Origin of the sequence: Corynebacterium sp. HMSC14H10 (assembly GCF_001807105.1) — a bacterium.
In the GTDB taxonomy this organism is placed as follows: domain Bacteria; phylum Actinomycetota; class Actinomycetes; order Mycobacteriales; family Mycobacteriaceae; genus Corynebacterium; species Corynebacterium jeikeium_D.
On record NZ_KV787443.1, the window covers coordinates 181,676 to 194,736 of the forward strand.

General features: G+C 60.4%; 8 protein-coding genes and 4 tRNA genes. 10 read left to right on the top strand and 2 right to left on the bottom strand.

Annotated elements, in window-relative coordinates; genetic code table 11:
- Positions 1 to 330: 330 nt before the first annotated feature.
- Positions 331 to 1,599, top strand: a complete 1,269-nt coding sequence (locus tag HMPREF3135_RS09355) for an aminotransferase class V-fold PLP-dependent enzyme (RefSeq protein ID WP_049193883.1) — start codon at positions 331 to 333, stop codon at positions 1,597 to 1,599.
- A gap of 16 nt (positions 1,600 to 1,615) precedes the next feature.
- On the opposite strand, the gene HMPREF3135_RS09360 is transcribed toward HMPREF3135_RS09355, so the two are convergent.
- On the bottom strand, positions 1,616 to 2,584 hold the full coding sequence (locus HMPREF3135_RS09360; protein WP_048732059.1) for an NAD(P)H-quinone oxidoreductase: 969 nt from the start codon (positions 2,582 to 2,584) through the stop codon (positions 1,616 to 1,618).
- A gap of 197 nt (positions 2,585 to 2,781) precedes the next feature.
- Between HMPREF3135_RS09360 and HMPREF3135_RS09365 the strand changes: the two genes are divergently transcribed.
- The 5 genes from HMPREF3135_RS09365 (at position 2,782) to HMPREF3135_RS09385 (ending at position 6,908) form a co-directional block, all read left to right on the top strand.
- Positions 2,782 to 2,866: transfer RNA gene (locus HMPREF3135_RS09365), tRNA-Ser, on the top strand.
- Positions 2,867 to 3,405: 539 nt separating this feature from the next.
- Entirely contained in the window at positions 3,406 to 4,197 is a 792-nt protein-coding gene (locus HMPREF3135_RS09370; protein ID WP_070439323.1) for a hypothetical protein, read from the top strand.
- Between the two features lie 62 nt (positions 4,198 to 4,259).
- On the top strand, positions 4,260 to 4,988 hold the full coding sequence (locus HMPREF3135_RS09375) for a hypothetical protein (RefSeq protein ID WP_070439326.1): 729 nt from the start codon (positions 4,260 to 4,262) through the stop codon (positions 4,986 to 4,988).
- A gap of 290 nt (positions 4,989 to 5,278) precedes the next feature.
- On the top strand, positions 5,279 to 6,022 hold the full coding sequence (locus tag HMPREF3135_RS09380) for a hypothetical protein (RefSeq protein ID WP_049193873.1): 744 nt from the start codon (positions 5,279 to 5,281) through the stop codon (positions 6,020 to 6,022).
- Entirely contained in the window at positions 6,015 to 6,908 is an 894-nt protein-coding gene (locus tag HMPREF3135_RS09385; RefSeq protein WP_101688002.1) for a hypothetical protein, read from the top strand. Before HMPREF3135_RS09380 ends, HMPREF3135_RS09385 begins: the two co-directional genes overlap by 8 nt.
- Before the next feature lie 14 nt (positions 6,909 to 6,922).
- Here HMPREF3135_RS09385 and HMPREF3135_RS09390 read toward each other — a convergent pair whose 3' ends face one another.
- Positions 6,923 to 8,062, bottom strand: coding sequence for a histidinol-phosphate transaminase (locus HMPREF3135_RS09390; protein WP_070439329.1), 1,140 nt, complete (start codon positions 8,060 to 8,062; stop codon positions 6,923 to 6,925).
- A 211-nt stretch (positions 8,063 to 8,273) separates the two neighbouring features.
- On the opposite strand from HMPREF3135_RS09390, the gene HMPREF3135_RS09395 reads away from it, so the two are divergent.
- The 4 genes from HMPREF3135_RS09395 (at position 8,274) to HMPREF3135_RS09415 (ending at position 12,981) form a co-directional block, all read left to right on the top strand.
- A tRNA-Ser gene (locus HMPREF3135_RS09395) sits at positions 8,274 to 8,365 on the top strand.
- A 3-nt stretch (positions 8,366 to 8,368) separates the two neighbouring features.
- Positions 8,369 to 8,441: transfer RNA gene (locus HMPREF3135_RS09400), tRNA-Arg, on the top strand.
- 587 nt (positions 8,442 to 9,028) lie between these two features.
- Positions 9,029 to 12,676: a phosphoribosylformylglycinamidine synthase gene (locus tag HMPREF3135_RS09410; RefSeq protein WP_070439335.1), complete on the top strand. Its 3,648-nt coding sequence runs from the start codon at positions 9,029 to 9,031 to the stop codon at positions 12,674 to 12,676.
- Between the two features lie 232 nt (positions 12,677 to 12,908).
- A tRNA-Arg gene (locus tag HMPREF3135_RS09415) sits at positions 12,909 to 12,981 on the top strand.
- The last annotated feature ends 80 nt before the right edge of the window (positions 12,982 to 13,061 follow it).

Here is a 13,061-nt window from a genome sequence, read left to right on the forward strand (position 1 = left end):
ACGGTTGGTTATGTGACTGGTTATGTGACCCTGGAAAACTTACATACAATCGCCGCTGTAACTGCTTTATGGCATGCAGCTGGTGCATATGGTTCACGCATCGGGAGTGCTTGCGCATGGATACAGGCAGGAAAAGCTCGGCCAATTTTAAGCAACTGCTAAAAAGGGATAAAGATTATCCTATATGGGGTTGCTTCGATAGAATTGGTTCCAACTAAGATGTGCAAGCGATACACGGTTCGGGGCATGAACGCTCGATTCGTGGGTGATTGCACAGTTAACTCTGAAATAGATATCGCAGCTTGAATTCGAAACCGGGAAAGGGTTTTCATGGCCTTCGATGTGCCGACAACCAGGGGTGCTTACTCGTCGCTTTCCGACGGGTGGACATACCTCAATGCGGGTCAACGCACCCAGGTACCCGAGCGTGTCCAGGCTGCGATGATTTCTGCATTTCGCAATGCGCAGAAGTCCCTTCCTGGTGAGACTGGGGCGGGGGCTCATGGCCAGTCGCGCAGCTCGGGCGTTCCCGCTGCAGCGGAACTAACCGCCAGTGCGCGCCGGGCTTTTGCCGATCTCACTGGTGGCCCGGTCGCCGGCGTGGTGTTGGGATCTTCGCGTGAGGTGCTCATGGAGCAGTTCACGTCCGCAATGAGTCGACGCTTGACGCTCGGCTCTAACCTGGTGATTTCTCGCATTGGTTCGCAGGTCGTACACGCACCACTACGCCGAGCAGCCAATCTCTACGGAGCTCAAGTCCGCATTGCTGAGGCTGACTTGTCCTCGGGTACGTTGCCGTCCTGGCAGTTCGACGAGCTCGTAGACGAGCACACTCGCCTCGTTGTCGTCCCGGCCGCGGATCCGTTCATTGGCACCATTGCCCCGGTAGCTGACATTTCTCGGCGGGTGCATGAGTACTCCAACGCCTGGGTTTTGGTTGATGCCTCGGATATTGTCGCCTACCGCGATGTGTCGATGAGCAAGCTGGGCGCCGACATCATGCTGGTTGATGCCTCCGTGCTGGGCGGGCCTGAGGTCGCAGCATTGGTGTTCAAGGATCCCGAGATGTTCGAGCGCATGACGTCGTTAAGCTATGTGCCGAATGTGCGCGGCGTCGAGCGGATCGAGGTTTCCCCGGTGTCGCCGGCATTGCTCGGCGGAGTGTCGGAATCGGTGCTGCACCTGGCATCGCTGGATAGCACGGCGAGGGGGTCGCGTAGGCACCGCATTGAAACGGCGATGCCGCAGGTTTCTCGCTACTTGACGACGTTGTCGGAACGCCTAATTGCGGCGTTGATGACCCTGCCGCGGGTGTACATCATCGGCATGGATACCGAAGATGATTCTTTCGCGAGTGTGTCGCGGGCACAGCACATTCCGCGCGTTAGCTTCCTCGTCGATGGGGTGTCGGCGAAGGTGGTCGTGGATAGGTTGCTGGATAATGGCCTCGTGACCAGCATTGTTGATGCATACGAATCGCCACTGCTGGAGGCCATGGGCATCGATGAGGCTGGAGGCGCCGTGGGAGTTGGCCTCCAGCCGTTCAATACGCCGCACGACATTGACCAGCTCGTGCGCGCAGTTGCCTCGCTCGGTTAACTAGGTAGTCAGCTAACTAGACGGTCAGCACAATCTTGCCGCTGACCGCGCCGCTGTCGAGCAGTTCGTGGGCCTTGGCTGCGTCGCGCATATCCATGACCTCATGAATTTGAGGGGTGACGGTGCCGTCGGCAAGCATTGGCCAGATGGTGTCCTCTGTGGCGTTGACGATGCGAGCCTTGTCAGCGAGATCGCGGTAGCGCAGGCCGGTGGCGGTGATGGAGCCGCGCTTGCTCAGCAGGCGGCCGATGTTGAGCTCGCCCTTAACGCCTCCCTGCATGCCGATGATGACCAGGTGGCCGTCCTTCGCCAGGGCCTTGACGTTTCGGTCGAGGTACTTTGCGCCCATGATGTCCAGAATGACGTTGGCGCCACCCTCAGCTGCAACGATCTCCTCGAAGTCCTCTTCCTTGTAATTGATGAGGATGTCGGCGCCGAGCTCCTTGCACTTAGCCAGCTTCTCCGCCGAACCGGCGGTGACTGCGACGCGAGCACCGAGCCGCTTGGCCATCTGAATAGCGAAAGTGCCGATGCCACCCGCGCCACCGTGGACCAGCAGTAGGTCGCCTTCCTTGAGGCCGGCAATCATCACGACATTCGAGAACACCGTGCAGGCAACCTCGACGATGGATGCTGCCTCGGTGAAGGAGTAGCCATGTGGCAGGGGGAGAATCTGGCCGGCCGGGACTGCGACCTTTTCGGCGTAAGCGCCACCGGAGAGAAGGCAGCAGACCTCGTCGCCGACTTTCCAGCCCTGGGAGTCCCCCTTGACCTCTTCAATGACACCCGCGCACTCCAGGCCGAGGGTGTCGGTCACGCCCTTCGGCGGCGGGTAGTGTCCAGCGGCCTGCAGTAGGTCAGCGCGGTTTACGCCAGCGGCCTTGACCTTGACCAGCACCTGCCCATCCTCGAGAGTCGGTTCCGGAGCATCGGCCCATTCCAGGGCGCGGGGGTTGGAAAGATCAGTCTGAATGATTGCCTTCATAGTCTTCAAAGGTAATGCAAAAACTGGTTATGCACGCGGTATTTCAACCTCTTTTGCAATTAGCAAAAATAGTTATGTCTGTAGAGGTGGATGCTTGGGGTGTGGTTTCCGATGAAGGGCTTGCGAAAGGTGCTGGCAAGGGGTGTTATGAGGGCGTTTGCTGCCTTACGGCGGTATGCGGTTATGATGTTGGCGTTGGAAGTATGGCAGAGCGGCCGAATGCACTGGTCTTGAAAACCAGCGAGGGTCACACCTCCGGGGGTTCAAATCCCTCTACTTCCGCAGATGAAACCCTCGGTAGATTTTCTACCGGGGGTTTCTTCATTTCTCTTAAAAGTTGGCGTATGTGCTGAGGTCAGCGACGGATAGTCGGACCTTTTGGAGGCTTTCGTGGTTAACCCCGTTATGGGGTGGTCGGACGGGCATGTAATTGGGCTCTTTGGATACCCCTGAACAGCGTTACAGGGGGCAGGCTGGGGTGTTTTGTCGCGGGATGGAAAATGGGGGCAGTTTTGGCAGCGGTGGGGAACAGCCATTTCAGGGCAGTGCGTATTTCTATAGTTAAAAGTATTCCAGCCGGCCCAAACCTGTAACGCACGTGCGGACATGTGACTGGTGTGACTGATGTGGCGACATAGTTTTCGATTTTTAGGTTGATGTTCGAAAAATGGCTACTTGTTGCCGCCGTCGATAGGTGTCGTATTAACTATCGCCAAGTGAATCGCACGCCGATGCATCACGCGTGCATTCCTGCTGGAGAACCGCCATGTTGGCCTACTCCGACCACAAGTCTTCGCATCGTTAAAAGGAGCCCGTGACAGATGGCAACTCGCACCGTACGTAACCGCAGCATTGCTCGCATTGCTGCACTCTCTCTAGCCGCAGGTATGACCTTTGCGGGATTCGGTAATACCGCACATGCTCAGGACCTGCTGAGCGTTGATTCCATCACTCAGACTGTCACCGACGCCATTGGTGAAGTCACCGGTACTGGTTCCTCCAGCGCGACGCATAGCTGGAAGAACTCCAATGTGACGCGATCCGTTGAGGTCAATGGTGTCGCGGGTGCCGTCGTCAAGCCTGGCGATGTCGTGACCTTTACTCTGACCTACACGGACAACAACATCTGGGGTGCGAAGTCCTACATTCAGCGCATGACCGATGTCATTCCGGATGGCCTGCAGTACGTGGCCAACTCGGCGACGTACAAGGTCGGCGACGATGAGTGGGCAAACCAGAACGAGTCAGACAAGTGGCTGGAAATCGTTAACAACGGTGCGGTGGAGTTTAAGGCCGGCACCATCTTTCAGGCATGGGGCTCCCCGACCACGTCGACTGTGAGTTTCAAGTGGAAGTACCGCGTCACGAACGCAATTGCCGACGGTGCGTTGAATACGGGAACCGAAATCCACTTCAACCCGAGCAATTCGGTGGAGAAGCTGCATGACATGGGGCCGAAGCTCACTGTGAAGCGGGAGGCGCCAGCTCCGGATATTCCGGGTATTCCGGATGTCCCAGGTGGCTCGCTGGGCTCCCCGAGCCTGCAGTCGCCGAGCCTGCCGTCACCGGGCTTCCAGTCCCCGGGGCTGCCGTCGCCGGGCATTAACCGCTAAGTAGTTTCCATCTGCGCACTTTCATCTCGATAGTTCTCAGGTCTCACAGAAAGCTTCTCAACATGTACAACGCACACGCCCAGACCACTAAGGCCTCTCGTCCGCGACGTCGCTCCCGTACCGCCATTGCCGCAGTTACCATCGCAGCTGGCTTGACCTTCGGTTTCGGCGCTCCGGCCATGGCGCAGTCCCCGGGTCTGCCCTCGCCGAGTCTGAACTCGCCAGGACTTAATTCGCCTGGTCTGACCCTGCCGGGCTCGAGCGCCCCGAAGAAGAAGCTCGGCACCATCGGTGGCCCGGCATGGTCTGCTGATGTTTACTCGCAGATTATCCGCGGTAAGGAGGTCCGACCGGGTGACGAGGTCACGATCCGTATTGAGGTCGTCGGTGTCAACGGCAACGCCAAGCTGCGGGGAATCGGCCACAACATCCCGGCTGACTTTGAGCTCGTTCGTGTGACTCGCCAGTCGCAGGACAATATCCTCGGCGGCGGTATTTACACGCTGAAGGAGGGGGAGTACGTCAACACCGAGCGCAACGGTAATCGTCAGGTGCGCCTGTCCTGGACGGAGGGCGGCTTCCTCGGTGCCTTCAAGGACAACCCGACTGTCAGCAGTTCGAAGTCTGTCTCCGTTGACTTCACGTACCGGGCTCCGGACTACGAAGGTGAGTTCGACAACGGCGGCTACGCCCACGTGGGCGCGCTTTTGAACCCCAACGAGAACTGGGTTGTCGGCGGCGAAAAGGTAGTCGTGAACAAGAATGCGAAGCCGTCGTGGTGGCCGTTCTAACGACTGTTCTAGGTCGCGATTAGCGGCAGTTCTCTCTGAGGGATAAGTAAAAACTTCCCCCGGATAGAGAGCGAATTGCAGAACGTAACCCCCGGTCGCATGCGGTCGGGGGTTTCGTGTGTCCGAAATCTGCCACAGGTAATTTTGCGGAGGTAATTTAATTGCTCCGACCAACGTGTACTGTGGCCTGAAACAATACGGGCAAATTGCCAAAACCGGTAAGCTCGGTCTTGCTGTAATACAAACCCAGCGTCATACTGGCGGACGGTATTGAGGGAAAAGGTCGAACAATGGCAACGAATCGGAGCAACCACTCGGACGACTCGTTCGGTGAGTGGAGCATAAATCCGGGCACGTCAGATGATCAACCCTCCGCTGATACGCCGGCAAATGCGTGGAGCGCTGTGGATGGGTCACAGTGGGAGCAGCCTGAGGGGCAAACCCAGTATCTGCAGCAGCAGTATCCACAGTCCCAGCAGCCTGAACCATACCGCCCTGCCCCCTATGTTCCAGGTCCGCAAGCTGGCCCGGCTGCTGCGCCGCGCAATGACAACAAGGGACTGACCATCGCGGTTATTGTCCTGGCACTCGTTGCGGTCGCTCTCTTCGTCGGCGCAATGGCATACTTCTACTTCTCCGATTCGAAGGGAGTGAATTCGGCTGGCAGCAACTCGTCCCAGTCGGTTCAGTCCGCTAGTGCTGAGGGTTCCTCCACCTCGTCGACCGCTGAGCAGAAGCGTCGCGCTGAAGGGTTCCAGCCGCCATCGAACTGGCGTCACTGCTCCGGCTCGGGCGATCCGGGTGATTTGAACTTGGTATATGCAGAAGATGTCGGCGGTAACACGACGACCTGTCAGTTTGCCACCAACGTCCGCAATTCCTTCGTTGAGCAGTACCAACTTACGAAGAAGCTTAACGGTACTGTCACCGCTAGCAGCCCAACAACAGGCAAGACATACAGCATGACCTGCCGCGATAACGGTGAGGTTGTCACTTGTACCGGCGGTACGAATGCGACGGTGCACATTGTCTAAACGTCTCCGAGTAGCTCTGGCCGCAACCGCCGTCGTCACGCTCGGCCTTAGCGCCTGCACCATTGGCACCGATTCGGCGGACATGCCGTCGCCGACGCTGTCCAATCCGCTTGACGACGGCCCCGGCGGCGCATCCTCCGACGGGAAAGTTGTGCCCGGTGAGATGCCTCGCGAAGTTGTCGAGGCCGTGAAATCCGCGCAAAAGGAACTCGGTGGTTTGGCCGGCGCCGCTCTGGCAACGCCGGATAAGGATTCCGAAGTGGTTGCCACAGGTGACTTCAAAACGGGTCCGGCCTGGTCGACCTCCAAGGTGCCGATTGCGGTGGCTTATGTGCGCCAATCGGGCGTGGATTCCCTGGTCGAAGCCGCAATCACGGTTTCCGATAACGATGCGGCTGAGTCCATGTGGTACTCCCTGGGCGATGACGCGACCGCGGGCGCGACCACCGACGAGATTCTCCGAGAGGGCCACGACACCCGCACCGTCATGGGCACTGACCGCATCCGTGCGGAATACACCGTCTTCGGGCAGACGCAGTGGGATTTGCGCGACCAGGCTATTTTCGGCGCCAATTTGCAGTGCATCGAGGCGGGCCCAAAGGTCGCTGACCTCATGGGACAGATTGCCGACGAGCAGTCCTACGGCCTCGGACGCATCCGCGGCGCCCACTTCAAGGGCGGTTGGGGCCCAGATGATGAAGGCGTCTACCTTGTGCGGCAGTTCGGCTATCTGCCGGGCAAGAAGCCGGGCACCTTCGTTGGTGTAGCTATCGCAGCCCAGCCTGACGACGGCACCTATGAGACCGGCCAGCAAATGCTTGACCGCATCGCCAAGGCGATTGAGCGCAGCGGTGGCGCGACCACCGGCCGTGCCGGTAGCTGCTAGCTGAGCGATAGCTGTTAGCGCTCAATTCCTAGCGCAGCCAGCAACTGCGAGGTCTCTTCCTCAGTAGTGATGGTGATACGAGCACCTTCGCCGGCAAAGCAGCGGATGAGAATGTTGCGCTGCGCCAGGAAGTCACCGAGATCCGTGGTGGTGGCCACCGAGACGTCGTCAAGCAAAGAGAGATCCGCAATCCGACCCTCGTCAATCCAAATGAAGTTGGCCTGCGAATTCGGCAGCACCGTCTCGCGGCCGGTGGCGGCGTTGATGGCCTCGGTGACGGCGACGCGCTGTGCGCGGACCTCAGCAATGCGGGCGGTGAGCTCTTCCTGTGCGTCGAGCGAGGTGAGCGCGGCAATCTGCGCGAGAGTGTTTATGGAGAAGGGGATAGCGACCTTATTCACGGCCTCCACAAGCTTCTCCGGGCCGAACATGTAGCCCACGCGGAGCCCGGCCAAACCGTAGACCTTGGAGAATGTGCGCAAACCGACCAGGTTGGGGTAGGTATCCAGCAGCTCATGCGCCAACGGGGTAGCGGCATGAGTGGCCTCGTCCACCAGCTCGATGTACGCCTCGTCGAGAGCGACCACAACATCGCCCGGAACCTGCGCCATAAACTCCGCGAAAGCCGCGAGAGTGATGGTCGTGCCCGTCGGGTTATTGGGATTACAGACGAAAACCAGGCGTGTGCGGCCGGTGATAGCGGCAGCCATTGCCGAAAGATCATTGCGACCCTGCGCATCCAGCGGCACCGGCACCGGAGTAGCCCCGGCGACGCGAGCGAGAATGGGGTAGGCCTCGAAGCTGCGCCACGGGAACACGACCTCATCCCCATCCTCACAGGTGGCCTGCACGAGCTGCAGGCACAGAGCGGAGGAGCCGCAGCCGACCGCGACCTGCTCCATGGGCAGACCCAGGTGCTCGCCGAGCTTAATGCGCAGGTCAACCGCGCCCATGTCCGGGTAGCGGTTCGGGCTGGTGGTTGGGTCAGCGATGGTCTGTGAGATGGCCTCCACCACCGAGGGCAGTGGCGGTTGGGTCATTTCATTGGACGCGATCTTCAGCGCGCCGGGCACAGCCTTGCCCGGGACATAGGCCGGAACCTGCTCGAGGTCGGCACGGGTTTTGGGCTGAACTGAAGATGCATCGTTGGTCATAGGCCTAACTGTAGAACATGGCCCGGATTGGGCAGTACAGAATCCCCGCAAAATCCCAAGGTGTGGTCGCTATTTGTGGCGCCGTATTTGGTGGCTTCGCGGGTGTTTTGCTTTTCAATTCTTGTGTTCTGTAGGATTGGCTGCGGTTATTTGGTCTCGTCCACGCAATGGCGAACAGCTTTGCTGAAGCGGGATCGATGCCAGTGGTTTTGGAGGCGTGCCAGAGTGGCCGAATGGGGCTCCCTGCTAAGGAGTTGCCTGTCTTGCGACGGGCCGGAGGTTCGAATCCTCTCGCCTCCGCCACACGCGCCCGTAGCTCAACGGATAGAGCATCTGACTACGGATCAGAAGGTTAGGGGTTCGAATCCCTTCGGGCGCACAATGTAGACCCGCACCTTGTAGGTGCGGGTCTTTTTGTTTTTATTACCTGGCAGTGCAGCGCGAGCCGGGGCATTGCGGGGCGGGGCAGCGCGGTCCTTCACTTGTGGCCAGGGTTCGGTCACTTATCGATGGTTTCTCGTGGCCTGTCGATGGTTTTGCGCCACTTATGCGCGCGCTGTGGGTGCTACGTGTGCACTTGTCGATGCGTTGTTCACTTGTGGCCAGGCTATAGCGAATCGATGGGTGAACTATGCATCGATAAGACAACGAACCAGCTCCCTTGCTTCAGCAACGCGCAGCAACAGGTAGCAACGCGCAGCAACAGGCACCAACCCGGACCTGCCGCCCGACTCGCCACCTCCTTGAGCAGCCACGGCCGTACCTCCAACACCCCCGCGCAGCCTTTGCCCGGCTGAATCCGATTAGCCTGGCCTTGTACTTGGTCAATCGGGGCCTCCGCCCCGCGACGCTTCCGCCCCGCGCCGCCCCGCGCCGCCTCGCGCACCGGGGGACATTTTCCTATCCTGAACAGTTGCAATAGACTTAGACCCCGGTTGCCCTCCCCGTATTTCGATAGGAGCCTTGATGGACGCCCGTCTAGCCGTTCGCCGTAAGCCCGAGTTCCGCAATGAGGAAGCTACGCTGCTGTCCTCGATCGGCCAGGACGGCGAGGTGGCAATCTACTATCTCTACGATGCTTTCGATGCGACGGAGGAGGATCTTGTCGCGCTGCGTGAGTCGGTAGTTGCTGATTCGCGTGTCGACGAGCTGGTCGAGCTCCCGGCCCCCGCCGAGCTGGGGAACTACCTTGCTGTCGAGCCGCTTCCTGGCCAGTACGACCAGCGTGCCGATGCCGCCGAGCAGGCCCTGCGCCTGCTCCGCCCGGAAACGCAGGCGCAGATCACCTCGGCAACGCTGTATGTTTTCGATGCTCCGGTGAATGACGCCGTGCGCTCCTTCCTCATCAACCCGGTCGAATCGGGGGAGAAGAACCTGAGCTTCCTGCGCCGTCCGAGCATGGGCGAGATTGAGCCGCTGAAGGAGTACCCGGGCTTCACCGAGCTGGATGACGAAGGCCTGGCCGAGCTGCTCGCAGCCGACGGCATGGCCATGTCGCTGGCCGACCTGAAGACCATCCAGGATTACTTCCGCTCCGAGGGCCGCACCCCGACCGAGGTAGAGCTGTCCGCGCTGGATACCTACTGGTCGGACCACTGCCGCCACACCACCTTCAACACCGAGCTGACCTCCATCGAGAACAACGAGCCGCGCTTTGCCGCACAGCTCGACCGCGCGCTGCGTCGCTACGACGAGCTGCGTGAGCTCAACGGTCGCACGCACAAGCCACGCTCCTTGATGGACATGGGCACCATCATGGGCCGCGAACTGCGTCGCACGGGTGTCATGGATGACCAGGAAGTCTCCGAAGAAATCAACGCCTGCTCCGTCTACGTCGACGTCGAGGGCGATGACCGCAAGTGGCTCCTCATGTTCAAGAACGAGACCCACAACCACCCGACCGAAATCGAGCCATTCGGTGGTGCCTCCACCTGTCTCGGTGGCGCAATCCGCGACCCGCTGTCGGGTCGCTCGTGGGTCTACCAGGCCATGCGTCTATCCGGCGCAGGTGACATCAACACTCCGCGCGAGCAGACCCTCGAGGGCAAGCTGCCGCAGCGCGATATTTCCTCCCGCGCCGCAGCCGGCTACTCCTCCTACGGCAACCAGATCGGTCTGGCCACCACTGGTGTGCGCGAGCTGGTCCACCCGGGATACGTCGCTAAGCGAATGGAACTCGGTGCCGTCGTCGCCGCTGCCCCGGCAGACAACGTCAAGCGCCTCGAACCTGCGCCGGGCGATGTGGTGATTATGCTCGGTGGCCGCACCGGCCGTGACGGCGTCGGCGGTGCGACCGGCTCGTCGAAGGCTCACGATGAGGACTCGCTGGGCCGCTCCGGTGCCGAGGTGCAGAAGGGTAACCCGGTCAACGAGCGCAAGATTCAGCGCCTGTTCCGCCGCGAGGACGTCGCCACAAAGATTGTCCGCTGTAATGACTTCGGCGCTGGTGGCGTATCCGTCGCGGTCGGTGAGCTGGCTGACTCCATCGACATTCACCTCGAGCGCGTGCCGCTGAAGTACGCCGGTCTGAATGCCCGCGAAATCGCGATTTCCGAGTCCCAGGAGCGCATGGCGCTGGTCGTGCGCCCGGAGGACGCCGACTTCATCATCGCCGCCGCTGCTGAAGAGAACATCGAGGCCGTCGCGCTGGCCGACATCACCGATACCGGTCGACTGCGCATGTTCATGGGCGACGAGGTTGTCTTCGACCTCTCCCGTGAGTTCATCGACACCAACGGCGCCGACCGCGCCCAGAACGTCGAAATGGTTGCTGCGGAGGGCGGCGTCGTAAAGCAGGCACCGGCGAGCGTGCTGGAGTCGCTGCGTGCGGCGACGGCGGGCTCCCAGGAGGGCATGATCGAGCAGTTCGACTCGACCGTCGGCCGCTCCACCGTGCTCATGCCGTACGGCGGTGCGACGCAGAAGACCGACGAGCAGGCGTCGATCCAGACGCTGCCGGTCGATGGCGGCACGAGCACCGCGTCCGTCATGACCTGGGGTTATTCGCCATCGCTTGCCGACGAGTCCCCGTACCTCATGGGTGCCTACTCCGTCGTGGAGGCACTGGCTAAGCTCGCGGCGGCCGGTGGCAATCCGCGCGGTGCCTGGCTGAGTGTGCAGGAGTACTTCCAGCGCCTGGACCAGGATCCGCAGCGGTGGGGCGAGGTCGCGCAGGCTCTGCTTGGCCTGCTGGAGGCTCAGGATGGCTTCCAGGTTGCGGCTATTGGCGGTAAGGACTCCATGTCCGGCACCTACGGCGAGGACTTGCACGTGCCGGCGACCCTGGTGACCTTCGCAGTTGCCGCGATGGACGAGACCGACGCTGTCTCTGCTGCAATCCCGGCAGGTAACTTCGACCTCTACCTGTTTGCGCACAAGCCACTCGAGTCCGGGGAGCCGAACTACGAGCAGCTCAACGAACTGTTTGCCGCTGTGCGCGAGCTGCGTCCGGCTGCGGCCTCGGCTGTTACCAATGCGGATCTGGCTGCGACCCTGGTCAACATGGCTGTGGGCAATGGCGTGGGCCTGGAGGCATCCCTCCCGGAGGCTCCACTGGGTTCCATTGTTGTGGCTGTTCCGGCTGGTCAGACTGTTGAAAGTGCTGTGAAGATCGGTGCTACCGACGAGTCGGGCACGCTGCGCTTCGGTGAGGAGTCCTTCACTGTCGCCGAGGCTCTGGAGGCAATGGAGTCCGGTTACCGTGAGGTCTTCCCGCTCAATGACTACGAGGGCGAGGCCCTGCCGGAGTTCGCTAACCAGGTCAACGAGACCAAGACCGACCTGCAGAGCCCGGGCAAGAAGGATGTCCACGTGTTGCTGCCGGTCTTCCCGGGTACCAACTCCGAGTACGACATGGCCGAGGCATTCGTCGCTGCTGGCGCTACCTACGAGTTCCACGTAATCCGCAACCTGACCCCGGCAATGCTGGCGGAGGACACGAAGGCGTTCATCGAGAAGCTTCAGGACTCCGACATCCTGGCATTCTCCGGTGGCTTCTCCCTGGGTGATGAGCCGGACGGGTCCGCCAAGTTCATCGCCGCGTTCCTGCGTTCCGACGATGTCGCAGCCGCCGTCAAGGAGTTCGTATCCGATAACGGTCTTGTGCTCGGTATTTGTAACGGTTTCCAGGCGCTGGTCAAGTCCGGCTTCCTGCCGTACGGCGACCCTGCGCAGCTCCGCGAGGACTCGCCGACCCTGGCCCACAACCGCCAGCTGCGCCACGTGTCCCGCATCGCCACCACTCGCGTCGCGACCGTGAATTCCCCGTGGCTGCGCGGTTTCGAGCCAGGTCAGACCCACCTCATGCCGGTTTCTCACGGTGAGGGCCGTTTCGTGGTTTCCGAGGACGAGGCTCGCCGCCTGTTCGAGGCCGGTCAGGTCGCTTTCCAGTACGTCGATGCCGACGGCGATGCCGAGGGCGTGCCGACGATGACAGCGCCAGCCAACCCGAACGGTTCTTCCTACGCCATTGAGGGCATTGTCAGTGCTGACGGCAGGATTCTGGGCAAGATGGGCCACCCGGAGCGTTTCCGTGAGGGCTTGATGCGCAACATTCCGGGTATTGGTGAGCAGGACATCTTTGGCAACGCTGTCCGCTGGGTCCGCGGCGAGTAGTTCCTCGGTTTCTCCGTTACCTCGGTCAGGGGTACCTCGGTCGGTCCTGTTCGGATAGGCCGGGGTAACCGCTACGAAACCTGTTGTTAATGTGCAACGAATATGTACTTGAATAAGTGCCGAAAAGGTTGCTTGAACAGGCGGTTTTGTAAAACTTAGCAGGATGAGTAAAGTATCTATTCGTTGCAGGGGCCGAGGGAATTACCCCAGAGTCGCTGAATAACAACAAAATGCGCCCGTAGCTCAACGGATAGAGCATCTGACTACGGATCAGAAGGTTAGGGGTTCGAATCCCTTCGGGCGCACAACGCAGACCCGCACCGATAAGGTGCGGGTCTTTTTGTCTGCCTGACTTATCGGGTTAAGTGACAAAAAGTGTGTCCGC

Coding starts and splice junctions, on each gene's coding strand:
- HMPREF3135_RS09410 (WP_070439335.1), top strand. CDS start 9,029: ATGGACGCCCGTCTAGCCGTTCGCCGTAAGCCCGAGTTCCGCAATGAG.
- HMPREF3135_RS09360 (WP_048732059.1), bottom strand. CDS start 2,584: ATGAAGGCAATCATTCAGACTGATCTTTCCAACCCCCGCGCCCTGGAA.
- HMPREF3135_RS09375 (WP_070439326.1), top strand. CDS start 4,260: ATGTACAACGCACACGCCCAGACCACTAAGGCCTCTCGTCCGCGACGT.
- HMPREF3135_RS09355 (WP_049193883.1), top strand. CDS start 331: ATGGCCTTCGATGTGCCGACAACCAGGGGTGCTTACTCGTCGCTTTCC.
- HMPREF3135_RS09380 (WP_049193873.1), top strand. CDS start 5,279: ATGGCAACGAATCGGAGCAACCACTCGGACGACTCGTTCGGTGAGTGG.
- HMPREF3135_RS09370 (WP_070439323.1), top strand. CDS start 3,406: ATGGCAACTCGCACCGTACGTAACCGCAGCATTGCTCGCATTGCTGCA.
- HMPREF3135_RS09390 (WP_070439329.1), bottom strand. CDS start 8,062: ATGACCAACGATGCATCTTCAGTTCAGCCCAAAACCCGTGCCGACCTC.